The organism is Nonomuraea sediminis, assembly GCF_018531495.1.
GTDB classification, from domain to species: Bacteria; Actinomycetota; Actinomycetes; order Streptosporangiales; family Streptosporangiaceae; genus Nonomuraea; species Nonomuraea sediminis.
Map to the genome: position 1 here is coordinate 407,906 of NZ_JAHDTI010000011.1, position 26,089 is coordinate 433,994.

Below are 26,089 nucleotides of genomic sequence, written 5' to 3' on the forward strand. Positions count from 1 at the left end.
TCATGAACTTATCGCGTGGATTCCCGCACGACGAGTTCCGGCTGGAACATGATCTGCTGATGGGCGTGCGTGCCCGGATTGTCGCACTCGTCCAGCAGCAGCTCGGTGGCCACCCGGCCCAGCTGGTAGGTGGGCTGCCTGATCGAGGTCAGCGACACCGTGGAGGCCGAGGCGAAGTCGATGTCGTCGTAGCCGATCAGCGACACGTCGTCGGGGACCCGCACGCCCGCCTGCAGCAGGCCGCGCAGCATGCCGAGCGCGAGCAGGTCGTTGGCGCAGAACAGCGCGTCCGGCAGCGCCCCCTGGGCCAGCAGCTTCTCGGCGGCCTCCTGACCGCACTTGGCCGTCATCGCGGGCATCGCCACCTCCTGCAGCGTCCGCGGGTCGCGCCCGGCCGAGGCCAGCGCCCGCTCGGCGCCGCGCCGCCGTTCCAGGCACTGGCGGATCGTGGCGGGGCCGGTGACGTAGGCGACGCGGTCGGCGCCGCCCTCCAGCAGGTGGGCCACGGCCGTGGCGCCGCCGGAGACGTCGTTGACGGCGACCGCGCACTGGTCGGCCCGCTCGGCCGGATGGTCGACGAGCACCACGCAGATGCCGCGCTCGCGCAGCCTGTCCAGCCGCAGCGGGTCCTCGTCCGAGGGCGTGATCAGCACGCCGCGCACCCGCTGCTCGGCGAAGACCAGCAGGTTGCGCTCCTCCTTGACCCGGCTGCCCGCCGAGTTGCCCAGGATGACCGCGTAGCCGAGCTCACTGGCCACGTCCTCGACCCCGGCGGCCACGTCGGTGAAGAACGGGTTGCCGATGTCGATCACCGACAGCCCCACGGTCCTGCTGTGCCCGGCCCGCAGCGTCGAGGCCGACCCGTGGCGGACGAAGCCGAGCTCGCGGATGGCCGCCGAGACCCTGTCGCGGGTGGCCACCGCCACCTTCTCCGGCCGGTTGAGCACGTTGGACACCGTGCCGGGTGACACCCCCGCCCTGGCCGCGACGTCCTTGATGCTCACCATCGTCATCTCGGCTCCCAAATCCGCACCCCTGCGCCGCGCCGTACCAGCTCCCTCATCTGCGGCAGGTCGCCGACCAGGCCGCGCGCCCTGGCCTGGACCAGCGCGTTGCCCAGCGCGGCGGCCTCCACCGGGCCCGCCACCACGGGCAGCCCCGTCGCCTCGGCCGTCAGCCGGCACAGCAGGGCATTGCGCGACCCACCCCCGACCAGATGCACGACCTCGACCTTCCGGCCGCTGAGCCGCACGGCGTCGGCGACGGCCCGCTGGTAGGCCAGGGCGAGGCTCCGCAGGATGCATCGTACGGCCTGCGGCACGCTCTCCGGCGCCTGCTGCCCCGTGCGCGCACAGTACGCGCTGATGCGCGCGGGCATGTCGCCGGGCGGCAGGAACGACGGGTCGTCCGGGTCGATGACCGTCTCGGTGGTGGCGTGCTCGGCGGCCTCGAGCAACGGCTCCAGGTCGGGGTCGCCCCAGGCGCGCAGGCACTCCTGCAGGATCCACAGGCCCATCACGTTGCGCAGGTAGCGCACCGTGCCGTCGACGCCGGCCTCGTTGGTGAAGTTGGCCAGGCGGCTGTCCTCGGTCAGCACCGGGGCGTCCAGCTCGACGCCGACCAGGGACCAGGTGCCGCAGGAGATGTAGGCGAAGTCCCTGGTCGCGGCGGGCACGGCGACCACCGCGGAGGCGGTGTCGTGCGAGCCCACCGCCGTCAGCGTGGTCCGGTAGCCGACCTCCTCGGCCACGTCCGCGCGCAAGCTCCCGATCTCCGCCCCGGGCTCGAGCAGCGCGGGAAACATCCGTGCATCCAGCCCGAGCCGCTCCATCAGGCCGCCGGCCCACTCGCGCCGGGTCGCGTCGAACAGGCCGGTCGTCGAGGCGTTGGTCGGCTCGGCCGCCCTCTGGCCGGTCAGCCAGTAACCGAACAGGTCGGGGATCATCAGCAGCGTCCCCGCCCCGTCGAGGCGCTCCCGCAGGAGCTGGTTGACCGTGTTGAACGGCAGGAACTGCAGCCCGGTCACCTCGTAGGGATCCACCCGTCCCGTGATGTCCGCGGTGCGGCCGTCACGGTAGTGCACCGGGTTGCCGATCAGCCGCCCCGCGCCGTCGAGCAGCCCGTAGTCCACGCCCCACGAGTCGATCCCCACGGACTCGGCGGGACCGGCCCCGCGCAGCCCGTCCAGCACGCCCTGGTACAGGGCCAGGACGTCCCAGTGCAGGGTGCCGGCGACCCGGACCGGCCGGTTGGGGAACCGGTGCACCTCGGCCAGCTCGATCCCGCCGGCCGACACCTCGGCCCGCATCACGCGCCCGCTCGAGGCGCCCAGGTCAACCGCGATGAATCGCATCCCCTGATTAAAACGTAATAACGTCAAGGACGCCAAGACCCGTTGACGGTCCCGGAAACAGCATCTACATTCGCTTGTCATCCGATTAAAACGTTTGTTGCCTCGGAGGGCGTATGAGTGGTCCCCCCACACTCGCGCTGGCACACGTCAGCAAGTCGTTCGGGGCCGTGCGGGCACTGCGCGACGTGTCGCTCGAGCTGTTCGCGGGCGAGGCCCACGCCCTGGCGGGCGAGAACGGCGCCGGCAAGTCCACCCTGGTCAAGACGCTGGCCGGGGTGCACCGCCCCGACAGCGGCCAGGTGCTGGTCAACGGCGAACCGGTCGAGTTCGCCGGGCCCGCCGACGCCCAGCAGGCCGGGGTGGCCGTCATCTACCAGGAGCCCACGCTCTTCCCCGACCTGTCGGTGGCCGAGAACATCTTCATGGGCCGCCAGCCCCGCCGCGGCCTGCGCCGCATCGACCGCGGGGCCATGCGCGCCCAGGCCGGAGCCCTGTTCGAGCGGCTGGGCGTGACGCTCGACCCCGAGCAGCCCGCGCGCGGCCTGTCCATCGCCGACCAGCAACTCGTCGAGATCGCCAAGGCGCTCTCGCGCGACGCCCGCGTCCTGATCATGGACGAGCCGACCGCCGCCCTGTCGGGCAACGAGGTGGCCCGGCTGTTCTCGGTGGTCTCCTCGCTGCGCGAGGCCGGGTGCGCGGTCCTGTTCATCTCGCACCGCCTGGACGAGATCTTCGCGCTGTGCCAGCGGGTCACGACCCTGCGCGACGGCGCCTGGATCGCCAGCGAGCCCGTCGCCGGACTCACCCACGACGACCTGGTCCGCCGCATGGTCGGCCGCGACCTCGGCGCCATGTACCCCAAGCAGGACGCCTCCGTCGGGGAGGTCGCCCTGCGCGTGGAGCGACTCACCCGCGAGGGCGTCTTCACCGACGTCTCCTTCGACGTACGGCGAGGCGAGATCGTCGCCCTGGCCGGCCTGGTGGGCGCAGGGCGGAGCGAGGTGGCGCGCGCCGTCTTCGGCATCGACCGGTGGGACGCCGGCTCGGTGACCGTCGACGGCGCGGCGCTACCCGCCGGGAGCCCCACCGCCGCGATGCACGCCGGGCTGGCGCTCGTGCCGGAGGACCGGCGGCAGCAGGGCCTGGTCATGGAGCTGTCCATCGAACGCAACATCGGCCTGACCGGGCTCCGCTCCCTGCGCCGCGGACCGACGATCTCGCGTCGCGCCGAGCGCGACCGGGCGCGTGACTGGGCGCTGCGGCTCCAGCTCAAGTTCGCCCGGCTGAGCGACGGCGTCGGCGTGCTGTCCGGAGGCAACCAGCAGAAGGTCGTGCTGGCCAAGTGGCTGGCCACCCAGCCGTCGGTGCTCATCGTCGACGAGCCCACCCGCGGCATCGACGTCGGCACCAAGGCCGAGGTGCACCGGCTGCTGTCCGCGCTGGCGGGCGAGGGCATCGCGGTCCTGATGATCTCCTCCGACCTGCCCGAGGTGCTCGGCATGGCCGACCGCGTCCTGGTCATGCACGAGGGCCGCCTGACGGCCGAGATCCCCCGCGCCGACGCCACCGAGGAGAACGTCATGTCGGCGGCCACCGGGAGGGCGGCATGACGACGGCCGTGACCACTCCGAAGGCGCGGACGCACCCCCGCAGTGCCCGTGGGCTCGTCGACCTGGTCTTCCGTGCCAGGGAGCTGAGCCTGGTGGTGGCGCTGGCCGCGCTCGTGGCCGTCACCGCGGGCGTCAACGGGAACTTCCTGTCCGGGCAGGGGATCCAGGACATCCTGCTCAACACCTCCATCCTGGCCCTGCTCGCCGTCGGGCAGTCGATGGTCGTCATCACCCGCAACCTGGACCTGTCCGTCGGGTCCGTCGTCGGCCTGGTGGCCTTCGTGACCGGGGACGTGCTGGCGAGCGGCTGGGGCGTCGTGCCGGGCGTGCTGCTCGGGGTGGCGATCGGGGCGCTGTGCGGGCTGCTCAACGGGCTGCTCGTCAGCTTCCTGCGCGTCCCCGCGCTCGTGGTGACGCTCGGCACGCTCTACGTGATCCAGGGCGTCGACCACTACCTCGCCCACGGGCGCCAGATCAACGCGGTCGATCTGCCGCCCGGGCTGCTGAGGCTGGGCAACGGGGCCGTGCTCGGCGTGCCGTACCTGCCGCTCATCACGGTCGTGATCATGGTGGGGATCGGCTACTACCTGCGGTCCTACCCGAGCGGGCGGGAGTTCTACGCGATCGGGTCGAGCCCGGAGGCGGCGCGGCTGGCCGGAGTGCCCGTGCGGCGGCGGATCCTGCTGGCCTACCTGGTCTCCGGATGCCTGGCCGGGCTGGCGGGGGTGCTGTGGCTGGCCCGCTTCGGGACCGTGATCGCCGACTCGGCGCACGGGTGGGAGCTGCTGGTCGTCAGCGCGGTCGTCGTCGGCGGCGTGGCGATCACGGGCGGCGTCGGATCCGTCTACGGCGCCGCGCTCGGGGCGCTCCTGCTCACCACCATGGGCAGCGCCCTGGTCGTGCTCAGGGTCAACCCCTTCTGGCAGCAGGCCATCACCGGCGCCCTCCTGCTCCTGGCGATCAGCGTGGACCGGGTCCTCGCGCTGCGCCTGGCCCGCCTGCTGCGAAGGAGAAGCCGCCATGCCTGACACCCACGCGACAAGGTCCGTCGGGGCACTGGTGCGGCGCTGGGACGTGGTCGTCGGGGCGCTGCTCGTCGTGGTGTTCTGCGGCGGGGCGATCGGGTCGCCGGAGTTCGCGACCGCGTCGAACCTGTCGTTCGCGCTCGGCGACCTGGGCGAGATCGCGCTCATCGCGCTGGCCATGACCATGCTGGTGGTGGCCGCCGAGGTGGACCTGTCGGTGGCCTCCGTGCTGGGGCTGTCGAGCGCGCTCGCCGGCCAGCTGTGGGACTCCGGCATGGCGATCGAGACGATCATCCCGCTGGTCGTGGTCGTCGGCGCCGTCTGCGGGCTGGTCAACGGGCTGCTGGTGACCCGGCTCGGGCTGCCGTCGCTCGCGGTCACGATCGGCACGCTGGCGCTGTATCGCGGGCTCGCCTACGTGGTGCTCGGCGACCGGGCGGTCGCGCAGTTCCCGCCGCGGTACGTGGACCTGGCCGTGGGGGACGTGCCAGGCACGCCCATCCCGTACCCGATCGCGCTGTTCGCCGTGCTGGCCGTGATCGTCGGCGTGGTGCTGCACGCCACCGGGTTCGGCCGCTCGCTGTTCGCGATCGGGGCGCAGGAGCAGGCCGCCTTCTTCGCCGGGATCCGGGTCAAGCGGATCAAGCTCCTGCTCTTCGTGATCTCAGGAACGGTCGCGGCCTTCGCCGGGGTCGTCTACACCCTGCGCTACGGCTCTGCCAGGGCCGACAACGGGGTCGGCGTCGAGCTCGCCGTCATCGCCGCGGTGCTGCTCGGCGGCGTCGACTTCGACGGCGGCAAGGGCACGCTCGGCGGCGTCATCGCCGGGGTGCTGCTCATCGGGCTGCTGCGCAACCTGCTCATGCTCGGCGACGTGTCGACCGAGATCCAGTCGATCGTCACCGGGCTCCTGCTCATCGTGTCGGTCCTCACCCCCCGCCTGGTCTCGCTGCTGAGGCCGGCCGCGAAAGGAACCACGTCATGAACCCGCTGCGCCTTACCGCGGTCGCCGCGCTGCTCGCCCTGGGGGCGGCGGCCTGTGGCGGCACCACCAAGGATTCCGTGAAGTCGGCTCCCCCCGCCCAGGCCTCCAGCCCGGCCGCAGCCAAGGCCAACCCGGACGCGCCCATCAAGCAGGGGCTCAAGCTGGCCTTCCTGCCCAAGCAGATCAACAACCCCTACGAGACGATCGTCGACAACGCCGGGATCGACGCCGCCAAGGAGTACCAGGGCCAGGCCAAGGAGGTCGGCCCGTCGGACGCCTCGGCCTCCTCGCAGATCTCCTACATCAACACCCTCACCCAGCAGGGCCACGACGCGATCCTGATCGCCGCCAACGACGCCAACGCCGTGTGCGGCCCGCTCCAGCAGGCCCGCGGCAAGGGCATCAAGATCGTCTCCTATGACTCGGACGCGGCCAAGGAGTGCCGCGACATCTTCATCAACCAGGCCAGCTCCGAGGAGGTCGGCCGCTCCCAGATCAAGCTGCTCGCCTCCATGATCGGCTCGAAGGGCGACATCGCGATCCTGTCGGCCACCGCCAACGCCACGAACCAGAACACCTGGATCAAGTACATGAAGGACGAGCTGACCAAGCCCGAGTACAAGGACATGAAGCTGGTCAAGGTGGCCTACGGCGACGACGACGACCAGAAGTCCTTCACCCAGACCCAAGGTCTGCTGCAGGCCTACCCGAACCTGAAGGGCATCATCGCCCCCACCACGGTCGGCATCTCGGCCGGCGCCCGCTACATCTCCGGCTCCAAGTACAAGGGCAAGGTCGTGCTCACCGGGCTCGGCACCCCCAACCAGATGCGCCAGTTCGTCAAGGACGGCACGGTGCAGAAGTTCGCCCTGTGGAACCCGAAGGACCTGGGCTACCTGGCCTCCTACGCGGCGGCGGCGCTGGTGTCCGGCCAGATCACCGGCGCGGAGGGCGAGTCGTTCAAGGCGGGCAAGCTCGGCTCCCGCACGATCGGCAAGGACGGCGAGATCATCCTGGGCCCGCCGTTCACCTTCGACGCCTCCAACATCGACCAGTTCGACTTCTGATGGAGAGGGTCTGCTTCCTCCTCCAGGTCAAGCGGGAGCGGCTGGAGGAGTACAAGGAACGCCACCGCGCGGTGTGGCCCGACATGCTCGAGGCCCTGCGCAAGACCGGCTGGCGCAACTACTCGCTTTTCCTGAGACCGGACGGGCTGCTGGTCGGCTACCTGGAGACCGACGACTTCGCCGCCGCCCAGCAGGCCATGGCGGAGACCGGCGTCAACGGGCGCTGGCAGGCCGAGATGGCCGAGTTCTTCGAGGTGGGCCGCCCGGACGAGGGGCTGCTCCGGCTCGACGAAGTATTCCACCTGGATTGAGGAGCACATGGTCAAGGACGAACTGCGCCGCCAGCACATCGAACTGCCCTCGTGGGCGTTCGGCAACTCCGGCACCCGTTTCAAGGTGTTCGCCCAGCCAGGAGTGCCGCGTGATCCGTACGAGAAGATCGCCGACGCCGCCCAGGTGCACAGGTACACCGGCGTCGCGCCGACCGTCGCGTTGCACATCCCCTGGGACCGGGTGGACGACTACGGCGACCTGGCCGGGCACGCGCGCGAGCTGGGCGTCGGCATCGGCGCGATCAACTCCAACGTGTTCCAGGACGACGACTACAAGCTGGGCAGCGTCACCCACCCCGACGCCGCGGTCCGCCGCAAGGCGCTGGACCACCTGCTCGAGTGCGTGGACATCATGGACCGGACCGGGTCGGACATCCTCAAGCTGTGGTTCTCCGACGGCACCAACTACCCGGGGCAGGACGACATCAGGGCCAGGCAGGACCGGCTGGCCGAGGCCCTGGAGAGCGTCTACGCCAGGCTGGGGGAGGGGCAGCGGTTCCTGCTGGAGTACAAGCTGTTCGAGCCCGCCTTCTACATGACCGACCTGCCCGACTGGGGCACCGCCTACGCGCACTGCGTGAAGCTGGGGCCCAAGGCGCAGGTGGTGGTCGACACCGGCCATCACGCGCCGGGCACGAACATCGAGTTCATCGTGGCGTTCCTGCTGCGGGAGGGGAAGCTCGGCGGGTTCGACTTCAACTCGCGCTTCTACGCCGACGACGACCTGATGGTGGGCGCGGCCGACCCGTTCCAGCTGTTCCGGATCATGTTCGAGGTGGTGCGCGGCGGCGGCTACACCGAGGACGTGGCGTTCATGCTCGACCAGTGCCACAACATCGAGCCCAAGATCCCCGGCCAGATCCGCTCGGTGATGAACGTGCAGGAGGCCACCGCCAAGGCGCTGCTCGTCGACCGTGACGCGCTGGGCGCCGCGCAGCGCGAGGGCGACGTGCTCGGCGCCAACGCGGTGCTCATGGACGCCTACAACACCGACGTGCGGCCGCTGCTCGCCCAGTTGCGCCAGGACATGGGCCTGGCCCCCGACCCGATGGCCGCCTACGCCAGGTCCGGCTACTTCGACAAGGTCGTCGAGGAGCGCGTCGGCGGCAGCCAGGCGGGATGGGGCGCATGAGGATCGATCCTGTGACCGAGCTGCTCGACCGGGCACACGCCCTCGGCTCGGACCCGCGCAACACCAACTACGCGGGAGGCAACGCCTCGGCCAAGGGCCACGACACCGACCCGGTGACCGGCGCGCCGGTCGAGCTCATGTGGGTCAAGGGTTCGGGCGGCGACCTGGGCACCCTGCCCGAGTCCGGGCTGGCCGTCCTGCGGCTGGATCGGCTGCGCGCGCTGGTGGAGGTCTATCCCGGGGTCGAGCGCGAGGACGAGATGGTGGCCGCCTTCGACTACTGCCTGCACGGCAGGGGAGGGGCTGCGCCGTCCATCGACACCGCCATGCACGGGCTGGTGGACGCCGCGCACGTCGACCACCTGCATCCCGACTCGGGCATCGCGATCGCGACCGCGCTCGACGGCCCCGCGCTGACCTCGCGGATCTTCGGCGAGCGGGTGGTGTGGGTGCCGTGGCGGCGGCCAGGGTTCCAGCTCGGGCTGGACATCGCGGCGATCAAGGCGGCCAACCCGTCGGCGATCGGCTGCGTCCTCGGCGGCCACGGGATCACCGCCTGGGGCTCCACCAGCGCGGAGTGCCAGGTGAACTCCCTGGAGATCATCCGCACCGCGGAGGTCTACATCGCCGCGCATGGCCGCCCGGACCCGTTCGGCCCAACCATTTATCCCGAAATTTCGCCAGAAGTACGGCAGGCCAGGGTGGCGGCCCTGTTCCCCGTACTGCGGCGGCTGGCCAGTACGGACGCCTTCGCGCGCACCGGGGCCCGGCTCGTCGGGCACTACACCGGCACGCCTGAGGTCCTCGACTTCCTCTCCCGCGCCGAGCACCCGCGCCTGGCCGCGCTCGGCACCTCCTGCCCCGACCACTTCCTGCGCACCAAGGTCGCCCCGCTCGTCCTCGACCTGCCGCCCGACGCGCCGCTCGACCAGGCGATCGCCCGCCTGGAGGAACTGCACGAGCGCTACCGCGCCGACTACACCGCCTACTACCGGCGCCACGCGGTCGAGGGATCGCCCGCCATGCGCGGCGCCGACCCGGCCGTCGTGCTCGTGCCCGGCGTCGGCATGTTCACCTTCGGCAAGGACAAGCAGACGGCGCGGGTGGCGGGCGAGTTCTACGTCAACGCGATCAACGTGATGCGCGGCGCCGAGGCCCTGTCCAGCTACCGGCCCATCGACGAGACCGAGAAGTTCCGCATCGAGTACTGGGAGCTGGAGGAGGCCAAGCTCCGCCGCATGCCGCAGCCGAAGCCTCTCGCGGGGCGCGTCGCGCTCGTCACTGGCGGCGGCTCGGGCATCGGCGCCGCCACCGCCCGACGGCTGGCCGCCGAGGGCGCCTGCGTGGTCCTCGCCGACCGGGACCTGGGCGCCGCCGAGAAGGTCGCCGCGGAGCTCGGCACCAGGGACGCGGCCGTCGCCGTCCGGGTGGACGTGACCGACGAGGCACAGGTCGCCGAGGCCGTACGGCAGGCCGTGCTGGTCTTCGGCGGCGTCGACCTCGTCGTGAACAACGCCGGGCTGTCGCTGTCGCGCTCGCTGCTGGAGACCACGCTCGACGACTGGGACCTGCAGCACGACGTGATGGCGCGGGGCTCGTTCCTGGTCTCCCGCGAGACGGCACGCGTCCTGATAAATCAGGGCTTGGGGGGCGACATCATCTACATCTCCTCCAAGAACGCCGTCTTCGCCGGGCCCAACAACCTCGCCTACGGCGCGGCCAAGGCCGACCAGGCGCACCAGGTCCGCCTGCTGGCCGCCGAGCTCGGCGAGCACGGGATCCGGGTCAACGGCATCAACCCCGACGGCGTGGTGCGCGGGTCCGGCATCTTCGCCTCCGGCTGGGGCGCCAACCGCGCGGCGGTCTACGGGGTGGAGGAGGAGCGCCTCGGCGAGTTCTACGCCCAGCGCACCCTGCTCAAGCGCGAGGTCCTCCCGGAACACGTCGCCGCCGCGGTCTACGCTCTGACCGCTGGTGACCTGTCCCTCACCACGGGCCTGCACATTCCCGTCGACGCCGGCGTGGCCGCCGCCTTCCTCCGGTGACGCCTGGCCCGCGGCTGCGCCCGAACGGGATCGGCTCGGCGCCCTTGGGCCGGTTCCGGGTGACGTGGCGGCGGGTGACCGTCACCGACTCGCCGCGAGCGCCGGTCGCGGGCCCTCGGCCGAAGTGCGGCGGGCGGCGGTGGGCGCGGCTTGCCGTACAGGAAGAAAGGCTCGCCGTACAGGAAGAGCTCGCTGTACAGGAAGAGCTCGCTGTACAGGAAGAGCTCGCTGTACAGGAAAAAGGAGAGATTCATGACGCTTGAGAGGATCAATGCGATCCCTACGCGGGTCGGGCTCGTGGCAGGGGGGCTGGGGGCGTACTGGCCGCAGTTTCCCGACCTGCTGCCGCAGCTGCGCAGGTCGGCCGCGCGGGTCTCGGAGCGGATGGGCGAGCTCGGGTGCGAGGTCGTCGACGTCGGGTTCATCTCCGACGCCCAGGAGGGCGCGGCCGCGGCGGAGAAGCTGCGCGCGGCGGGTTGTGACCTGATCGTCGGGTTCCTGACCACCTACATGACCGCCACCATGCTGCTGCCGGTGGCGCAGCGGTCGGGGGCGCCGGTGCTGCTGATCAACCTGCAGCCGACCGAGTCGATGGACCACGACACCTTCGACACCGGGCAGTGGCTGGCCTACTGCGGCGCCTGCCCGCTGCCCGAGATGGCCAACACCTTCATCCGCGCGGGCATCCCGTTCCGCTCGGTGTCCGGCTACCTGGAGGACGAGCGGGCCTGGCGGCGGATCGAGGGCTGGGTGAAGGCCGCCGGCGTGCGGTCCGCGCTGCGCAGGGGACGGCACGGGCTGATGGGCCACCTCTACCCGGGCATGCTCGACGTGTCCACCGACCTGACGCTGGTCCCGGTCAACTTCGGCGGGCACGTCGAGGTGCTGGAGTTCGACGACCTGCGGGTCCGGGTCGAGCGCGTCTCCTCCGCCGAGGTCAAGGAGCGCATGGACCTGGCCCGCGAGGTGTTCGCGCTGGACGACTCGGTCGACTCCGCCGACTTCGAGTGGGCCGCCCAGGTCAGCGTCGGCCTGGACCGGCTCGTCGCTGACTTCGAGCTCGACAGCCTGGCCTACTACCACCGCGGCCTCGACGGTGAGATCCACGAACGGCTGGGCGCGGGCATGATCCTCGGCTCGTCGCTGCTGACCGCGCGCGGCGTCCCCGCCGCCGGGGAGTACGAGCTGCGCACCTCGCTGGCCATGCTGATCATGGACCGGCTGGGCGCGGGTGGCTCGTTCACCGAACTGCAGGCGCTCGACTTCCTGCGCGGCCACGTCGAGATGGGCCACGACGGGCCCGCCCACCTGGCCATCAGCTTCCGCCGCCCGCTGCTGCGCGGTCTCGGGGTCTTCCACGGCAAACGCGGCTGGGGCGTATCAGTGGAATTCGACGTCGCCCACGGCCCCGTCACAGCTTTCGGCGTACGGCAGGGCCGCGACGGCCGCTTCGCCTTCGTAGCCTCGGAAGGCACCACGGTCGACGGCCCCCACCTGAAAATCGGCAACACCACGTCCCGCGTCGACTTCGGCCGCGACCCAGGCGAGTGGACCGACGCCTGGAGCGCCACCGGCATCTCCCACCACTGGGCCCTGGGCACCGGCCACCGCATCCCCGAACTCCGCGCCCTGGCCGAACTCCTCCAGATCGAACTGGTCGAAGTCTGAGTCACCCAACGTCACACTCAGGGCTGCTCTTTGAATCACGGCGGCGGAACGCCCTCCGGGTGATGAGTCCCGCGAGGGTCAGTGTGCACACTCCGAGGGCGAGCAGCGGCCAGGCAGGGCTGACGCGGGCTGGTCGCGCGACCACGATCGGGATGACGGTACCGCCGACCCGGCCCGACAGCGGTGTCACGACGTCGAGCCGTACGGAGTGCCGACCGGGAGTCGCGGCCCGGAAGGGCAGCGAGCCCTTCCACTCGCCGCGGATCTCGGCGGCGGTCAGCTCGCTGCCGCGCAGGGGGACGAGCCCGTCGTCACTCGGGGTCATGATGACGCGCAGGTTCCGGACGTCCCTGGTGCCGGCGTTGCGTACCAGCACGTTGACGTCGAAGTCGGCACCGCTTTCCGGCGTCTCCGGTTCCAGCCCGGCCTTCGCCTGAAGCGTCTCCGGTGACGTCCCGGTCTGCTCGACACAGGTGTCCGGGAGAACGCGGAGCCGTTCGATGCGCGCGCCTCCCCAGGCGTCCGCGTCGACCGCCAACGTGTTGAGGCCGCTGGCGACGCCCCTGACCTGCAGATAGTTGGACATGAGGACGTCGGCGTGGCCGTCAGCCGCGTGGCCGTGCCGGCCCGGCTCGGCGATGGACACGGTCTGCCAGTCCACGCCCTGCCCCGTGGATGTGAACTCGACCATCGCCGCGGTGCGGCCGTTCGTCGCCGCCGAGACCGTGGCCCCGCCGCCCGCCCGGACCGAAACGACCGCCGCCACGTGCAGACGGACGAGGTACCACGTCGCCGGGCCCTGTGCCGCGGTAGAGGGGAGCTGGAACCGCGTCCGGACCACCTCGGTGGACCCGATCACCGAGGTGGTCATGGCAGTTCGGACGCAGCTCCCCTGCACCGGGGAGTTCATGGACAGCTGGACGGCGAGCAGGAGCGCGGCGGCGGCTATGGCAGTACCACTTCGGTCGCCCAGCCATCGTTGTAGCCGAGGGATCCCGCGTTCTCGTAGTTGTTGAGGTAGATGGAGTCCGGGTGGACCGCGTAGCCGTGGCTGGAGAACAGGCCGGCGATCCAGCGCTCGTCGGTCTCGTTGTGGTAGGAGTAGCCGCCGTAGCAGTTCTCGTTGTAGTCGTTGTGGCTGGTGGCGATCACGAAGTATCCGTAGTAGTTGCTGTACATCTGGTCGGTGCTCGGCGGCGCGTAGACCCGGAAGTGATAGCTGTCGCCCTGGCAGGTGCTCCCGCGGTGTTGCTTGAGACCTTTGTCGGAGTCCCAGACGCCGTTGACCCAGGCGTACATCACCCCTCCCTGGAGGCTGAGCGTCCCGCTCACGACATTCTTGACCCGGTTGATGGTCGCGCGACCTGTGAAGATCAGGTCCACCGGCCAGTCGACGCCGTTGATGTTCCGCGATTGCGCGTTGTAGTCGAAGCTGTCGAAGGTCGCTCCGCCACCGGGAAGGACCAGGTCCCAGTGGTAGCCACCCTGCGCGGTACGCGCCTGCGCGGCGGGCGCGCCCACGCCGAACGCCGCCCCGAGCAGCAGAAACAGCGCGGCCCAGCGCGCTGGGTAGCGCCGGCCGCCACGATGTCGTCGCATGTTTCGCCATCCCCTCAGGTGTGATCGACTGGAGCATCCCTCCTTGGCGGGTACGGGCAGAAGCAATTCATGAATCCATCGAATTGCCACCTGGGTTGGCCGCGAGCAGCCCCGACCCGAGCAGGGTGACCTCGTGGCGGACCCGTTGGCCGTCCCGCTCCGTGGTGATCAGGCCGGCCGAGCGGAGCACGACCGCGTGAGCGGAGGCCGTCGGAGGGCCGACGTAGAGGCGGCGGGCCAGCTCGGCGGTGGAGCATCCGCCGTCGATCGCCCGCAGCGCCCGGGCCCGGCCCGCGCCGAGCAGCACCGACAGGGAGTCTCCGCCGCCGCGGCCGAGCCGGTCGGCTCCGTCCTCTCGGCAGGGGTAGATCAGCACCGGCGGATGACCTGGTGCCGTCACCGGATGGATGGAGCTGCTGCCGAACGCGCATGGCTTCAGGACGAACCCCTGGTTCGCCGTCGACCCGACGGGCGGCTGATCCGGCACGGTGTACAGAAGGTGCCCGCTCTCCCAGGTGATGGTCGGGTGCAGGGTCTGCAGGACGGCTCCCGTGCCGTTGACCATCATCACGTGGGCGCGATGGTTGAGATCGCGGTGTAATCGGCGGCGGATGTCCGGCCAGTCGTCGGACATGCAGGACTTGAACACGTCGCGGACGACCTGAACCATACGGCGCAGGGCGCGGCTCTGGCCGTCGAGCAACTCCTGGGCGACGCGGGGCAACGACCCGCCGGCGCCCGAGCGTGGCAGCAGCTCGGCGCGGATCCGGTCGAGCGGCGTCGCGGCGAGCAGGTCCAGCTCGTCGTCCAGCGTCGGCTCGAACCTCGGCTGCTCCGCCGGGGACGAGGGCAGCAGGAACGCGGGCACCGAGCGGCATCCCAGGTTGACAAGCTCGACCAGCGACCGCCCGTTGACCGGAACGGCGCGCCGGGCCGTGCTCCACCATCGCTGACGCCGTGGCGAGCTCCGCGAACAAGGGCCGTTGTGCATCCCGTGTACCAGATGGCCGATGGGCGATATCGCGAAACGGGTGTGTGCCAGATCTTCGGCCCCGAAGGGCAGCACCTGCACCATGTCAATCCACCTCTCCCTGTTGGTTCAGTGTCCGATCATGATCGCCTTGCCGGCCAGAGTGCCGATCACGGGCGCGTTCGAGATCTCGTCGGCGACGATCAGCGCGTCGCTGAGCAGGAGGGGGCGCCACTCCCGTGCGCGTATTGCGTGAGGCGAACGCTCATGACGCCAGTTTGATCGCCACCACTACCACTGATAACCCCGCACACAAAGCATTCGCCACTCAGTCGAATAGCTGGACGTGGCGATCTTCCCGGGTGAACGCTGCCGATCAGCGAGCCAGCTGAGAACGCCGATGACCGGGGAGGTTCGCATGGCAGTTCAGGCGATTGACGGGTCGCGGATCACCGTCGATCTCGGCCGGGAGGAACAGGCCGCGCTGCGGGACTGGACCGGCCATATCCGCTACATCCCCAAGTACGGCCGCAGGTCTCCGACCTACGACGGCTGGGGCCTCGAGATCGCCCCGAGCAGCGCTCTGGGCGCGGTGGTCGAATCGCGCGGCTGCACCAACCCGCAGCGGTTCTCGATGGGCGGCGGCGACGTCGTCGTCTACGACTGCGCGACCCCCGAGGGCGCGCGCTGGGCGGCCTGGGCCGGGCCCTGGCACATGGCCCACGGCTTCTTCTACGCCCCCCGCTGGGAGGCGGCGGACATCATCGACACGCTCACCCGCCTGCGCTGGGTCGACACGCCCGACGGCCTGCTTGGCGACCCAGGCGATCGGTTCACCTTGGAATGGGCGGCCTACATGGCCCCTGTGGTCGGTGTCGGTGTCCTCCGGGTCGAGGCCAAGGCGAAAGTGCAGGCGGCGCTGCCGGCGTGGCGGGGAATGGCCGCACAGGCGGGCGAGGTCTACCGCAACCCGCCTGCCACCCCCGGTTCCGGCGAGACGCTGATGCTGGTGGGGTCCAACGCCGTCGTCACCCTCGACCCCTGGGACGTGCCCGACCGCGCCGGTCGGGCGTCGTTGCGGGCCGGGTCGGGGACGATGGAGGCCGGCCTCGGCTTCCTCACCAGGATCAAGCGCGTGGACTGGTCGGCCTGACCATGGATCCCGTTGCCGCCGCGATGATCATCCTGGCCGCGTTCACGCTCATCCTCGCCGCCGCGGGGGCCGGGCTCTACCGGCGCGTCCGGGAGCTGGAGCTGGCCACCTACCAAGGTGTGGGCCTCAACGTGGCTCAGTCAGACCCGACGGGGACCCTCGCTGAACTGGCCGCTCCCGGCCGGATGACCGTCGCGGTCAAGATCAATCGCCAGTGCTCGATCTGCGACGAACTCGTCGCGACGATCCGCAGGATCGCGCCGAGCCTGGAGGGCGAGGTCCAGCTGGCGATCGTCTCCGACGACCCGAAGTTCGCCAAGCCCGTCCCTGCGAACGTCCGGGTCATCACCCGGCCGGAAGCCTGGCGGGCCATCAACCTGCCGTACGTCCCCGCCGCCGTCGTGATTGACGAGGGCGGCGTGGTCGTCCACAGCGCACCGGCCGGCTCGTCGGCGGTGCTCGAAGAGATCATCCATCGGGTCGCGATCTCCGGAGAGGAGTCACGTCGTGAAGCAGATGAAGTCACCTCTTGACGCGGTGCCGAGCTCGGCCGAGCCTCCGCCGTCTCCCGTGCCGATCGAGACGGCGGACCGTCCCTCGCAGTGGAGCCGCCGGAAGGTCATGGCCATGGCGACGGGGGCCGCCATGGCCGCCGGGCTGGGCGCCCTCGACCTGTTCCCCTGGTCACGTCCGCGCGCCGCGCTCGCCAGCGGGCCGTACAGCGTCTGGGGAGACTGCGAGGGGTACGTGGACAGGAACACCGTGTGCACCCCGAGCACTGCGTACTACGGAAGCGACAACTGCAGCGGGCAGTGGCACAAGGACGAGGGCGGCTCCTATACCTGTGTCTCCTGGCGCTACACGCCCAACCTGACGTCCTGCGGCCAGCGAAACGCGTGGAAGTGGTACGGCGGGTCGAACACCCCGACCAGGCGCATGTGCTCGGACGGCTATTACAGCTACGTCAGCTGCTCGGGCAACTACTCCAACTTCTCCATCTGCCGTACGGCCATCTGACCGCATGACGAAGTCGGCCGTCCGGCTCCTCGGCCCTCCGGTGGCGCTGCTGCTCCTCGCCACCGGAGTGGCTCTGGCCTGGGGTTCCGCCGGGTTCTCGTGGCTGATCGCGGCCCTGGTGGCCGGGTTCTCGCTGTCCGGCTCGGTTTGAAGCCTCAACAGCGCCTGGGCGCTCGCCTCGTCGGTCCGGCGGGGCCTGGATCGGTTCGGGTTCGTCGCCGGGCTCTACCTGGGCGCGATCGCGACGGCGTTCGCACTGGCGACGGCCGGTTCCCTGCTGCGCATCCCCGTGCCGGGGGCCGCCCGCGAGGTGGTCGCGGCCGCCGTGGTGGCGATGCTGCTCCTGCGTGAGCTCGGGGTCGTCCGGTTCCCGCTCGTCCAGAACGGCCGGCAGGTGCCGCAGTTCGTGACGCGGGTGCCGTTCTGGGGGGCCCTGCAGTTCGGCACCGAGATGGGCACCGGGATGCGGACCTACTCGCCGACCGGGCTGCCCCACGTCATCGCCGTCTGCCTGCTGCTCATGGCCACCTGGCAGGAGGCGATCGCGGCCGGGGCCGGCTTCGCCACGGGCCGGACGCTCATGCTCGCCGTCTTCCTGATCGCCCGGGACAGAACGGACGCCGACCACGTCTTCGACACGGCCATGAGCCGCCTGCGCGGACCGTTCGCCGTCCTGCTGATCCCGCTGCTCGTCCTGCTGATCGCGAGGTGACCGTTGCTGACCATGATCAGGTACGCGCTGGCGCTCGTGCTGTCGTACGCCGTCGTGGCCAAGGCACGCAGGTTCCCGGCCTTCCGGCTGAGCCTCGCGGCGTACGGCGCGCCGTTCCCGGGCCCCAGCGCCGCTGTCGTCGTCGGCGTGGAGACGCTCACGGTACTGGCCGCCTTCTCGCCCCTCGGCGACCGGGAAGTGGGATACCTCCTGAGCGCGCTCTGTGCCGCGTTCGTCGTGGTGCAGACCTACCTGCTGGCCGGCGGACGCTCGCCGAGCTGCACGTGCTTCGGGCGCACCCGCCCGGTCACCCTTCGCTCCTGGTCACGCGCCACCCTCATGCTGACCGCCAGCCTCATCCTCGCCACCGGGGGAACGTAATTTCTGTTCCCGTCGGCCGCAGCCAGGACCTGACCTGGTCGGGTATAGGGCGACAACACCTACGACGCCATCACCGACCGGAAGGTCACACCCACACACCGACGCCCAGAGGGGACCGGCGGCCGCGTTGCTGGAGGCGGAGTTTTGATTGACAGGGGCACCCTGGGCGAAAATGATCGGCCGTGGCTGAGAGAGTACCTTCCGCCCGCCACATGGATGGGAGAGCGTTGCCGCCGGATGTTGAGATGCGCCAGCACGAATGGTGGATCGACCCTCGCGAGTACGCCCGGCACGAGGCTCGTCGAGGCCGTCGCTTCGCGTTCACGGACCTTGTCCCGGCCCGTACTGCCCTGGTGGTGATCGACATGGTGCCGTTCTTCGTGTCCGACAGCCCCTACTGCCGCGGCATCGTGCCCAATATCAGCCGCATCGCCGATACCCTCCGAGCGGCGAGCGGTACTGTCGCTTGGGTCCTGCCCGCGGTCGGCGAACGGACGCCGGTGCTCGATGAGTTCCACGGCCCGGAAACGGCCGAGATGTACCGCACCTCTGGCGGGACAGGTCCGCTCCCCGAACGCCTCTGGCCGGAACTGGTGATCCATCCCGGGGACGTGCTGGTGGAGAAGCATGCGGCCAGCGCCTTCTTTCCTGGCCGGTGCCTGCTCTCCAGCCTGCTGGATGAGCGCGGAGTCGACACCGTTCTGATCACCGGGACCGTCACCAATGTGTGCTGCGAGTCCTCCGCCCGCGATGCCGCCACACTCGGATTCAGGGTCATCATGGTCGCAGACGCAAACGCGGCACCACGCGACAAGGAACACAACGCCACGCTGCACACCATCTACCGATCCTTCGGCGACGTGCGCTCAACGACCGACGTACTCGACATGATCCAACACGGGCGCTAACGACCACGCGATCGAGATGGTTCGCGCGATTGATCAACTCACAGGCGGATGAACCTTCCCAACGGGCGTGATGCCTGCCGAGACCGGGCTATTCCGCAAAGGGCGTGTTTCCCCTGCTCAGAGTGACACTGCTCCGGAGGAGGGCGGGCCCGGGCGTTGACCGATGTCAACCCCGGCGACGCGTCAGTAACCGGGTCTTCATGAACGCGCCAAGGTAACGTCCTCGGACGCAGTTTCTCGATGTGGGGCCGGGGTTGCCCAGTCAGGGCAACATGCACGAGGTCGCGGGCGGTGCCCACGTGGTGTACGTCGACAACGACCACATGGTGGCCGTGCATGCCAGGGCACTGCTGGCCTCCAAGCATGACGACAGCGTCCGCGTCATGCAGGCCGACCTGCGTGACCCCGCCATGGTCTGCGGCGACCCCGAGGTGCGGCGGTTGATCGACTTCTCGCTGCCGGTCTGCGTACTGTTCGTGTCCGTGCCGCACGGCATCGCCGACGGCGACGACCCGGCCGGGATCGTCCGCGCCTAGGTGTTCGTGACGGTGCTCGAGTCAGGCCGCACGTACCAGGCCGAGCTGAGCACCGAGATCGCGTGGCTCTACGGGATCGCCCCGCAAGACGATCTTCGCCGAGCGACGCCGGGCGTTCAAGCAGCACCGGTTGACCGATCGGGTGAGCGGGCGACGCCTGCTGGACGCCAAGAATTGGCCACCAGGGTCACTCTGGGAGATCAGGGCCCGGCACTCGGGTCGCTGTCACCAAGGCAAATAGCGCTGAGTGTCACGTGCGTCCAGGAGCCGTCCCCGTGCCCCGGGCTGGAGCGGGAGGCGGAGAAGCCTGAGCGCTGAGGTCCGGATGATGGCGACGCCCACCGCACACGATCGTGCGGCGGGCGTCGTTTCGCGAGCGCCCCCGGCCCCGCGGGTGCGCGTCAGTGGGACAGCGGCGCGTCCGTGGTGTCCACCAGCGTGCAGTCGGCGATCGGGCCCTCACCGACACGGGCCCAGAGGCTCGCCACGACGGAGTCTTGGGCCTTCTCGCCGAGATCCACCACGGCGTGGTCCTCGATCGTCACCTCATCGCCCTCGATCTTCTCGACGTTGAACTCCAGCACTCCCGTCTGCCCTGGACCGATGAGCTTCGGGTTGATGACGAAGTCCGACTCGGGGTCTGGGGCCGGGAAGACCGCCAGCGGCGCCTCCTCCTTGCTGAGGAAGTGGCTGCTGCGCGGCTGCGGGCTGCACTTCTTGCCCTCGGGGATGTAGTCCACCACCACATTCGCCCCCATGTCCCGCAGGTCCGCCTGTAGTTTCTTCGGGTCCTTGACCTCGTTGATGGTGATGCCGATGAGGCCGTCGGGGCTCTTGATGAGCGCGTAGGCAGGCGTGCCGCCGAACAGCAGCGGCACGGACACCGCCACAGCGGCAGCCAGGCCCAGGGCGGGGGCCAGGACGGGGAGGCGCAAGAGGCGCCGCCGAGGGGCCTTGTTGTCGATCTCCGTCATCACGAACTCCTTAAGTAGTCGGTGACGGCCCTCAGGAAGATCACGTTCGGCCGGCCAGTTCATTTGATGTCCTCCTTCTTCGAGCCGCGGTCACCTAATACCTGTCGGGTCGCCGCGGGCGGTTCCGCCTCCGCCGCAATCTTTTTGCGGGCTCGTGACAGCCGGGACCGCACCGTGCCCACCGGGATGCCGAGCGCCTCGGCGGCCTGGGCGTAGTCGAGCCCGGCCCACACGCACAGCGCGAACACGTCCTGCTCCGCGCGGCGCAACCGCCCGCACGCGCGGCGGACGGCGGCCAAACGCTCGGCGTCATCGATGCGGCCCACGAGCTCCTCGGCGAAGTCGGGCATCTCCTCACCCCTGGGCAGGCGGGCCAGGGCGTCGTCGTGGCGGCGGGCGGCCCGGCGTACGTTGCGGGCCACATTGGTGGCGATTCCGAGCAGCCAGGGCCGCAGCGAGCCGCTCTCGGCGTCGATCCTGCCCCGCAGCCGCCACGCTTCCAGGAACGTCAACGCCATCACGTCCTCGGCCGTGGACCAGTTGGCCGTCAGGCGGAAAGCGTGGTTGTAGACGGCTTTCGAGCACTCGTCGAAGAGCTCGCCGAACGCAGCTTTGTCGCCGTCACGTATTCGGCTCCGCAGTAATGACATGTCCACACATATCTACTGTCCGCGAGGTTTGCCTGGGTTCCCGGCTATCCCGCCATACCGTCACCTGCACCCGCGACCTGGCCGAGGGGCTGCGCGAGTCCGGCTGGCTGGACGGTTGTCCCGTCACCACCACGGCGTTGGAGAGCGCCGACCGGGTGCCCGAGATCCAGCAGGCCACAGAGGACGCCTACGAGAACTGACGCACGCTGGTCCACGACAAACTCAGTCGCTCCGGCTTCGCCGACGACGTCGCGCACGACCTCGCCCACAGCATGATCAACATGCTGGAGGGCGCGGAACTGTCGGCGCAGGTGTCCCAGAGCGAGGCACCGCTGGAGATCGCCGGCAGGCGCCACCGAAATATGGCAGATTCGGGCCGCCTGCCTTGCTGACCTGAGGCTTCGCTGGGCTGATGACATCTCGTCCGAAAGCGTCTAGTTTCCTGGACGGCTCGGCAGGTCGGACGTGTTCTCGTGTAATCGCGTTGTGTGATCTTGCGGGGGGATCGATGATGCCGGTATGCGCGGGCGTGTGCTGGTATGGGGCGGTGCTGTGGTCGCGGTGGCGGCCCTGGTAGGGCTGGGCGTCTACTTCGCGAAGGTGGGGCTGGAGGAGGCGGACAAGCTGGCCAGCGTGATCGGGGTGTTCGTCGCTCTGGTCGGGCTGGGGGTGGCGGTGTACGGGCTGCGCGTCGACCGGAACCTCGGCAGTGGCGACGGGCAGGATGCGCCGCGTGTTTCCGCCTCCGGGGAGCGGTCGATCGCCATCGGCGGCGCTAACAGCGGGATCGCCTCGACCGGGGACGATACGACCAACATTCAGGCACGGTGAAGCTCCCCTGGTGGCGTCGGATGGCCGAACCAGGCACCGATGCGTCGTCGGTGCGGCCCGCCGCAGGTGAGAAGCCTGCTTCGGTGGATGCGCCTGTCGGGCCCGGCACGCGATCGGTGTGGGTGAGTGGGGACAACCGGGGCATCATCGCCACCGGTGATTACACGACCAACGTGCAGACTGTGCTGCCCGCGCAGGCGCTCCGGCCGGTCGAGCAGGTCGATGCGTCGCTCAGCCTGGTGAACGTGCCCGAGCATGCCGGCGTCTTCGTCGGACGCGGCGAAGAGCTGGCCGAGCTACAGCAGGCACTGTCAGGTGCGGGGCCCGTCGTGGTGGCCGCGATGCACGGGCTGGGCGGTATCGGTAAGTCCACCTTGGCCGCCCGCTACGCCGCCGAACACGCCCGCGCCAGAGGGTTCAATCCGGTGTGGTGGATCACCGCCGACACGCCCGCCTCGATCGAGGCCGGTCTGGCCGGTCTGGCGGTCGCGCTGCAGCCGGAGCTGGCGGCGGCATTACCGGCGCAGGCGCTGGCGCAGCGAGCGGTCGGCTGGCTGGCCTGCCATGCCGGGTGGCTGCTGGTGCTGGACAACCTCACCCACCCCGACCACATCACCGATCTGCTGGGCCGTACGCTGGCCGGTCGGGTTCTGGTGACCAGTCGGCTCGGCACCGGCTGGCACCGGCTGGGAGCCGCGGTGCTGCGCCTGGATGTGCTGGCTGAGGAGGAGGCGATCGACCTGCTGGCCCGGATCGCCACCAACGGCCGCCCCGGCGCCGACCTCGTCGGGGCGGCTGAGCTGGTGGCCGAGCTGGGACATCTCCCGCTGGCCATCGAGCAGGCAGGCGGCTACCTGCACCAGAACCAGCTGTCCCCGCGCGCCTACCTGGACCTGCTCACCACCCATCCGGCGGTGATGTACGACCAGGCCGCCGAGGGCGGCGACGCCGAGCGCACCATCGCCCGGATCTGGCGGCTCACCCTCGACCGGCTCACCGCGACCCCGCTGGCGGGGGACCTGCTGCGCATCCTGGCCTGGTATGCCCCCGAGAAGATCCCCCGCAGCGTGCTGGACGGCTTGGCGGAGGCGCCGCTGGTGCAGCAGGCGCTGGGACGGCTGGCCGCCTACAACATGATCACCCTCGACGATGAGGGGGTCATCGTGCACCGCCTGGTCCAGGCCGTCGCCCGTACCAGCGACCCATACGATCCTTATCGGCAACCCGGCGACATCGAGACCGCCCGCATCCGCGCCATCGACCTGCTCGATCAGGCCCGCCCCGACGAGTATGACGCTCCCGCCTCATGGCCGCAGTGGCGAGCACTGCTGCCCCACATCAACGCCCTCTTCGCACGCATACCCCCCGACGCCGACACCGCCGACGCCCTCCAACTGCTCCGTAACACCGGCCTGTTCCTGGAAGGCCAGGGCGCCGTCGGCCGCGCTCTGACATACCTCAAGCGGTGTATGACCCTGGCGCAACGGGTGCACGACCTCGACCACTCCGTCGTACTGGACGCTCGCTCCGACTTGGCGTACGTCTACCAGGCGGCGGGGGATCTGGGCCAGGCCATCCCTTTGTTCGAGCAGACCCTGGCCGAGCGTGAGCGGGTGCTGGGCGGCGATCACCCCGGCACGCTGACCTCCCGCAACAACCTGGCCAGCGCCTACGAATCCGCAGGAGATCTGGAGCGGGCCATCCCCTTGCACGAGCAGGCCCTGGCCGCCTGCGAGCGGGTGCTGGGCGGCGATCACCCCGGCACGCTGACCTCCCGCAACAACCTCGCCTACGTCTACCGGGCGTCGGGGGATCTGGGCCGGGCCATCCCTTTGTTCGAGCAGACTCTGGCCGCCTGCGAGCGGGTGCTGGGCGGCGATCACCCCGGCACGCTGACCTCCCGCAGCAACCTGGCCTACGCCTATCAATCCGCGGGGGATCTGGGCCGGGCCATTCCCCTGTACGAGCAGACCCTGGCCGACTACGAGCGGGTGCTGGGCGGCGATCACCCCGGCACGCTGACCTCCCGCAACAGCCTCGCCTACGCCTACCGGGCGGCGGGGGATCTGGGCCGGGCCATCCCCCTGCACGAGCAGACCCTGGCCGAGCGCGAGCGGGTGCTGGGCGGCGAACACCCCGGCACGCTGACCTCCCGCAGCAACCTGGCCCACGCCTATCAATCCGCGGGGGATCTGGGCCGGGCCATCCGCCTGTACGAGCAGACGTTGGCTGAGCGCGAGCGGGTGCTGGGTGGCAACCACCCCGACACGCTGACCTCGCGCAACAACCTCGCCTACGCCTACCAGGCGGCGGGGGATCTGGGCCGGGCCATCTCTTTGTCCGAGCAGGCCCTGGCCGACTACGAGCGGGTGCTGGGTGGCGACCACCCCGACACGCTGACCTCCCGCAGCAACCTGGCCAGCGCCTACCGGGCGGCGGGGGACTTGGGCCGGGCCATCCCCCTGCACGAGCAGGCCCTGGCCGACTGCGAGCGGGTGCTGGGCGGCGACCACCCCGGCACGCTGACCTCCCGCAACAACCTCGCCCACGCCTACCAATCCGCAGGGGACGTGGGCCGGGCCGTCCCCCTGCACAAGCAGACCCTGGCCGCCTGCGAACGGGTGCTGGGCGGCGACCACCCCAACACGCTGACCTCCCGCAGCAACCTGGCCAGCGCCTACCAGGCGGCGGGGGACCTGGGCCGGGCCATCCGCCTGCACGAGCAGGCCCTGGCCGAGCGGGAGCGGGTGTTGGGCGGCGACCACCCTGACACGCTGACCTCTCGCAACAACCTCGCCTACGCCTATCAGGTGGCGGGGGATCTGGGTCGGGCCATCCGCCTGTACGAGCAGACTCTGGCCGCCTGCGAGCGGGTGCTGGGCGGCGACCACCCCGGCACGCTGACCTTCCGAAGCAACCTGGCCAGCGCCTACGAATCCGCGGGAGATCTGGAGCGGGCCATCCCCCTGCACGAGCAGGCCCTCGTCGAGCGGGAGCGGGTGCTGGGCGGCGACCACCCTGACACGCTGACCTCCCGCAGCAACCTCGCCCACGCCTACCAATCCGCAGGGGACGTGGGCCGGGCCGTCCCCCTGCACGAGCAGACGCTGGCCGAGCGGGAGCGGGTGCTGGGCGGCGACCACCCCGACACGCTGACTTCCCGCAGCAACCTGGCCAGCGCCTACCAGGCGGCGGGGGATCTGGGCCGGGCCATCCGCCTGCACGAGCAGGCCCTGGCCGAGCTGGAGCGGGTGTTGGGCGGCGACCACCCCGGCACGCTGACTTCCCGAAGCAACCTGGCCTGCGCCTACCAGGCGGCGGGGGACCTGGGTAGGGCCACCCCCTTGCACGAGCAGACGCTGGCCGAGCTGGAGCGGGTGTTGGGCGGCGACCACCCCGGCACGCTGACTTCCCGCAACAACCTCGCGAGCGCCTACGAATCTGCGGGTGATCTGGGTCGGGCCATCCCCCTGTACGAGCAAACCCTGGCCGCCTGCGAAAGGATGTTGGGCGGCGACCACCCAATTACCAAGACGGTGCGGCGCAACCTGGACGCGGCCAGGTGATAGGGGTTTCCGGGAAGGTGTGCGTTCTCGCACGATGCGCTTACCTCCCCGAACACGGTCCGAGAACCTACGTCCGAAAAAGTCGGCGGCCCGATCCGGCGGCACCCCCTGATCTGGGTCGATGGGTGGCTATCATCGGGACCTGAGTCCGGCGGTGAACCCGAACAGCGCACTTATGAGCAGCTGATCGACTTCTCGCTGCCGGTCTGCGCGGTGTTCGTGTCCGTGCCGCACGGCATCGCCGACGGCGACGACCCGGTCGGGATCGTCCGTGCCTACGCCGAGCGGATGGCGCCGGGCAGCTACGTGATCGTCTCCCACCTCACCCGTGACGGTCACCCGCCGGAGGTCTTCGCCCGCTCCGCCACGCCGTTCTCCTATCGCGGCCGGGAGGAGATCGAGCGCTGCTTCGACGGGTTCGAACTGGTCGAGCCAGGTCTGGTGACCGTCACGGAATGGCGTCCCGAAGGCGGCGACGCGAGCTTGGACGTGGCGGGGGTTGGTGGCTCGGGGCAGTATCGGCTAGCCGCCGTGGTGATGATCCGCCATGCTGGAAACCGAACTAGATTCTAGGG

26 protein-coding genes and 1 pseudogene are annotated in these 26,089 nt (G+C 70.2%); 20 read left to right on the top strand and 7 right to left on the bottom strand.

Annotated features, from left to right (window positions below; genetic code table 11):
• Positions 1-8: 8 nt before the first annotated feature.
• Together KIK09_RS39480 and KIK09_RS39485 are read right to left on the bottom strand one after the other, a co-directional pair.
• On the bottom strand, positions 9-1,013 hold the full coding sequence (locus KIK09_RS39480) for a LacI family DNA-binding transcriptional regulator (RefSeq protein ID WP_214324590.1): 1,005 nt from the start codon (positions 1,011-1,013) through the stop codon (positions 9-11).
• Positions 1,010-2,353 carry a rhamnulokinase gene (locus tag KIK09_RS39485; protein WP_214324591.1) on the bottom strand — a complete coding sequence of 448 codons (1,344 nt, stop codon included), beginning with the start codon at positions 2,351-2,353 and terminating at the stop codon, positions 1,010-1,012. Before KIK09_RS39485 ends, KIK09_RS39480 begins: the two co-directional genes overlap by 4 nt.
• Before the next feature lie 113 nt (positions 2,354-2,466).
• Between KIK09_RS39485 and KIK09_RS39490 the strand changes: the two genes are divergently transcribed.
• The 8 genes from KIK09_RS39490 to KIK09_RS39525 all read left to right on the top strand — a co-directional run bounded on the left by KIK09_RS39490 (position 2,467) and on the right by KIK09_RS39525 (position 12,217).
• On the top strand, positions 2,467-3,963 hold the full coding sequence (locus KIK09_RS39490) for a sugar ABC transporter ATP-binding protein (protein ID WP_214324592.1): 1,497 nt from the start codon (positions 2,467-2,469) through the stop codon (positions 3,961-3,963).
• On the top strand, positions 3,960-4,991 hold the full coding sequence (locus tag KIK09_RS39495) for an ABC transporter permease (RefSeq protein ID WP_214324593.1): 1,032 nt from the start codon (positions 3,960-3,962) through the stop codon (positions 4,989-4,991). The genes KIK09_RS39490 and KIK09_RS39495 overlap by 4 nt, the downstream gene beginning before the upstream one ends.
• The gene (locus KIK09_RS39500; protein ID WP_214324594.1) at positions 4,984-5,973 is read left to right on the top strand and encodes an ABC transporter permease; all 990 of its coding nucleotides are present in this window, start codon (positions 4,984-4,986) and stop codon (positions 5,971-5,973) included. The genes KIK09_RS39495 and KIK09_RS39500 overlap by 8 nt, the downstream gene beginning before the upstream one ends.
• Complete coding sequence (gene rhaS, locus KIK09_RS39505) at positions 5,970-7,040, top strand: rhamnose ABC transporter substrate-binding protein (RefSeq protein WP_214324595.1); 1,071 nt, start codon at positions 5,970-5,972, stop codon at positions 7,038-7,040. The genes KIK09_RS39500 and rhaS overlap by 4 nt, the downstream gene beginning before the upstream one ends.
• On the top strand, positions 7,040-7,351 hold the full coding sequence (locus KIK09_RS39510) for an L-rhamnose mutarotase (RefSeq protein WP_214324596.1): 312 nt from the start codon (positions 7,040-7,042) through the stop codon (positions 7,349-7,351). The genes rhaS and KIK09_RS39510 overlap by 1 nt, the downstream gene beginning before the upstream one ends.
• Before the next feature lie 7 nt (positions 7,352-7,358).
• A complete protein-coding gene (rhaI, locus tag KIK09_RS39515; protein WP_214324597.1) occupies positions 7,359-8,504 on the top strand; it encodes an L-rhamnose isomerase in 1,146 nt (381 codons plus the stop codon).
• The gene (locus KIK09_RS39520; RefSeq protein ID WP_250574457.1) at positions 8,501-10,549 is read left to right on the top strand and encodes a bifunctional aldolase/short-chain dehydrogenase; all 2,049 of its coding nucleotides are present in this window, start codon (positions 8,501-8,503) and stop codon (positions 10,547-10,549) included. The genes rhaI and KIK09_RS39520 overlap by 4 nt, the downstream gene beginning before the upstream one ends.
• A gap of 252 nt (positions 10,550-10,801) precedes the next feature.
• Positions 10,802-12,217 carry an L-fucose/L-arabinose isomerase family protein gene (locus tag KIK09_RS39525; protein WP_214324599.1) on the top strand — a complete coding sequence of 472 codons (1,416 nt, stop codon included), beginning with the start codon at positions 10,802-10,804 and terminating at the stop codon, positions 12,215-12,217.
• A 1-nt stretch (position 12,218) separates the two neighbouring features.
• Here the strand turns inward: KIK09_RS39525 and KIK09_RS39530 are convergent, their stop codons facing one another.
• The 3 genes from KIK09_RS39530 to KIK09_RS39540 all read right to left on the bottom strand — a co-directional run bounded on the left by KIK09_RS39530 (position 12,219) and on the right by KIK09_RS39540 (position 14,684).
• Positions 12,219-13,088 (bottom strand): hypothetical protein, encoded by an 870-nt coding sequence (locus KIK09_RS39530; protein WP_214324600.1) that lies wholly within the window; start codon positions 13,086-13,088, stop codon positions 12,219-12,221.
• 74 nt (positions 13,089-13,162) lie between these two features.
• On the bottom strand, positions 13,163-13,816 hold the full coding sequence (locus KIK09_RS39535; RefSeq protein ID WP_214324601.1) for a hypothetical protein: 654 nt from the start codon (positions 13,814-13,816) through the stop codon (positions 13,163-13,165).
• Positions 13,817-13,883: 67 nt separating this feature from the next.
• On the bottom strand, positions 13,884-14,684 hold the full coding sequence (locus KIK09_RS39540) for an ArsR/SmtB family transcription factor (RefSeq protein WP_214324602.1): 801 nt from the start codon (positions 14,682-14,684) through the stop codon (positions 13,884-13,886).
• Positions 14,685-15,204: 520 nt separating this feature from the next.
• Here KIK09_RS39540 and KIK09_RS39545 point away from each other — a divergent pair.
• From KIK09_RS39545 to KIK09_RS39580, 8 genes are all read left to right on the top strand, one after another.
• A complete protein-coding gene (locus tag KIK09_RS39545) occupies positions 15,205-15,939 on the top strand; it encodes a hypothetical protein (protein ID WP_214324603.1) in 735 nt (244 codons plus the stop codon).
• 2 nt (positions 15,940-15,941) lie between these two features.
• On the top strand, positions 15,942-16,472 hold the full coding sequence (locus KIK09_RS39550) for a hypothetical protein (protein WP_214324604.1): 531 nt from the start codon (positions 15,942-15,944) through the stop codon (positions 16,470-16,472).
• Positions 16,447-16,956 (top strand): hypothetical protein, encoded by a 510-nt coding sequence (locus KIK09_RS39555; RefSeq protein ID WP_214324605.1) that lies wholly within the window; start codon positions 16,447-16,449, stop codon positions 16,954-16,956. The genes KIK09_RS39550 and KIK09_RS39555 overlap by 26 nt, the downstream gene beginning before the upstream one ends.
• Before the next feature lie 4 nt (positions 16,957-16,960).
• Positions 16,961-17,107, top strand: a complete 147-nt coding sequence (locus KIK09_RS39560) for a hypothetical protein (RefSeq protein WP_214324606.1) — start codon at positions 16,961-16,963, stop codon at positions 17,105-17,107.
• Between the two features lie 138 nt (positions 17,108-17,245).
• Entirely contained in the window at positions 17,246-17,668 is a 423-nt protein-coding gene (locus tag KIK09_RS39565) for a hypothetical protein (protein ID WP_214324607.1), read from the top strand.
• A 12-nt stretch (positions 17,669-17,680) separates the two neighbouring features.
• Entirely contained in the window at positions 17,681-18,049 is a 369-nt protein-coding gene (locus KIK09_RS39570; RefSeq protein ID WP_214324608.1) for a MauE/DoxX family redox-associated membrane protein, read from the top strand.
• Between the two features lie 245 nt (positions 18,050-18,294).
• Entirely contained in the window at positions 18,295-18,957 is a 663-nt protein-coding gene (locus tag KIK09_RS39575) for a cysteine hydrolase family protein (RefSeq protein WP_214324609.1), read from the top strand.
• Between the two features lie 242 nt (positions 18,958-19,199).
• A complete protein-coding gene (locus KIK09_RS39580; RefSeq protein WP_214324610.1) occupies positions 19,200-19,493 on the top strand; it encodes an SAM-dependent methyltransferase in 294 nt (97 codons plus the stop codon).
• Between the two features lie 401 nt (positions 19,494-19,894).
• Here KIK09_RS39580 and KIK09_RS39585 read toward each other — a convergent pair whose 3' ends face one another.
• Entirely contained in the window at positions 19,895-20,467 is a 573-nt protein-coding gene (locus tag KIK09_RS39585) for a hypothetical protein (RefSeq protein WP_214324611.1), read from the bottom strand.
• Positions 20,468-20,526: 59 nt separating this feature from the next.
• A complete protein-coding gene (locus KIK09_RS39590; RefSeq protein ID WP_214324612.1) occupies positions 20,527-21,117 on the bottom strand; it encodes an RNA polymerase sigma factor in 591 nt (196 codons plus the stop codon).
• On the opposite strand from KIK09_RS39590, the pseudogene KIK09_RS60740 reads away from it, so the two are divergent.
• The 4 genes and pseudogenes from KIK09_RS60740 (at position 21,111) to KIK09_RS39610 (ending at position 26,087) form a co-directional block, all read left to right on the top strand.
• Positions 21,111-21,509: pseudogene (locus tag KIK09_RS60740) on the top strand (LmrA/YxaF family transcription factor). The gene KIK09_RS39590 and the pseudogene KIK09_RS60740 sit on opposite strands and share 7 nt — an antisense overlap.
• Positions 21,510-21,636: 127 nt before the next feature.
• The gene (locus KIK09_RS39600) at positions 21,637-21,948 is read left to right on the top strand and encodes a hypothetical protein (RefSeq protein ID WP_214324614.1); all 312 of its coding nucleotides are present in this window, start codon (positions 21,637-21,639) and stop codon (positions 21,946-21,948) included.
• Between the two features lie 83 nt (positions 21,949-22,031).
• Positions 22,032-25,514: a tetratricopeptide repeat protein gene (locus KIK09_RS39605; RefSeq protein WP_214324615.1), complete on the top strand. Its 3,483-nt coding sequence runs from the start codon at positions 22,032-22,034 to the stop codon at positions 25,512-25,514.
• Between the two features lie 183 nt (positions 25,515-25,697).
• A complete protein-coding gene (locus KIK09_RS39610; protein ID WP_275956446.1) occupies positions 25,698-26,087 on the top strand; it encodes an SAM-dependent methyltransferase in 390 nt (129 codons plus the stop codon).
• Positions 26,088-26,089: the final 2 nt, after the last annotated feature.

What these genes read in the sequence shown, in the direction of transcription:
- KIK09_RS39480 (WP_214324590.1), bottom strand. Translation starts at nt 1,013, where the DNA reads ATGACGATGGTGAGCATCAAGGACGTCGCGGCCAGGGCGGGGGTGTCA.
- KIK09_RS39485 (WP_214324591.1), bottom strand. Translation starts at nt 2,353, where the DNA reads ATGCGATTCATCGCGGTTGACCTGGGCGCCTCGAGCGGGCGCGTGATG.
- KIK09_RS39490 (WP_214324592.1), top strand. Translation starts at nt 2,467, where the DNA reads ATGAGTGGTCCCCCCACACTCGCGCTGGCACACGTCAGCAAGTCGTTC.
- KIK09_RS39495 (WP_214324593.1), top strand. Translation starts at nt 3,960, where the DNA reads ATGACGACGGCCGTGACCACTCCGAAGGCGCGGACGCACCCCCGCAGT.
- KIK09_RS39500 (WP_214324594.1), top strand. Translation starts at nt 4,984, where the DNA reads ATGCCTGACACCCACGCGACAAGGTCCGTCGGGGCACTGGTGCGGCGC.
- rhaS (WP_214324595.1), top strand. Translation starts at nt 5,970, where the DNA reads ATGAACCCGCTGCGCCTTACCGCGGTCGCCGCGCTGCTCGCCCTGGGG.
- KIK09_RS39510 (WP_214324596.1), top strand. Translation starts at nt 7,040, where the DNA reads ATGGAGAGGGTCTGCTTCCTCCTCCAGGTCAAGCGGGAGCGGCTGGAG.
- rhaI (WP_214324597.1), top strand. Translation starts at nt 7,359, where the DNA reads ATGGTCAAGGACGAACTGCGCCGCCAGCACATCGAACTGCCCTCGTGG.
- KIK09_RS39520 (WP_250574457.1), top strand. Translation starts at nt 8,501, where the DNA reads ATGAGGATCGATCCTGTGACCGAGCTGCTCGACCGGGCACACGCCCTC.
- KIK09_RS39525 (WP_214324599.1), top strand. Translation starts at nt 10,802, where the DNA reads ATGACGCTTGAGAGGATCAATGCGATCCCTACGCGGGTCGGGCTCGTG.
- KIK09_RS39530 (WP_214324600.1), bottom strand. Translation starts at nt 13,088, where the DNA reads ATGACCACCTCGGTGATCGGGTCCACCGAGGTGGTCCGGACGCGGTTC.
- KIK09_RS39535 (WP_214324601.1), bottom strand. Translation starts at nt 13,816, where the DNA reads ATGCGACGACATCGTGGCGGCCGGCGCTACCCAGCGCGCTGGGCCGCG.
- KIK09_RS39545 (WP_214324603.1), top strand. Translation starts at nt 15,205, where the DNA reads ATGGCAGTTCAGGCGATTGACGGGTCGCGGATCACCGTCGATCTCGGC.
- KIK09_RS39550 (WP_214324604.1), top strand. Translation starts at nt 15,942, where the DNA reads ATGGATCCCGTTGCCGCCGCGATGATCATCCTGGCCGCGTTCACGCTC.
- KIK09_RS39560 (WP_214324606.1), top strand. Translation starts at nt 16,961, where the DNA reads ATGACGAAGTCGGCCGTCCGGCTCCTCGGCCCTCCGGTGGCGCTGCTG.
- KIK09_RS39570 (WP_214324608.1), top strand. Translation starts at nt 17,681, where the DNA reads ATGATCAGGTACGCGCTGGCGCTCGTGCTGTCGTACGCCGTCGTGGCC.
- KIK09_RS39575 (WP_214324609.1), top strand. Translation starts at nt 18,295, where the DNA reads ATGCGCCAGCACGAATGGTGGATCGACCCTCGCGAGTACGCCCGGCAC.
- KIK09_RS39585 (WP_214324611.1), bottom strand. Translation starts at nt 20,467, where the DNA reads ATGACGGAGATCGACAACAAGGCCCCTCGGCGGCGCCTCTTGCGCCTC.
- KIK09_RS39590 (WP_214324612.1), bottom strand. Translation starts at nt 21,117, where the DNA reads ATGTCATTACTGCGGAGCCGAATACGTGACGGCGACAAAGCTGCGTTC.
- KIK09_RS39600 (WP_214324614.1), top strand. Translation starts at nt 21,637, where the DNA reads ATGCGCGGGCGTGTGCTGGTATGGGGCGGTGCTGTGGTCGCGGTGGCG.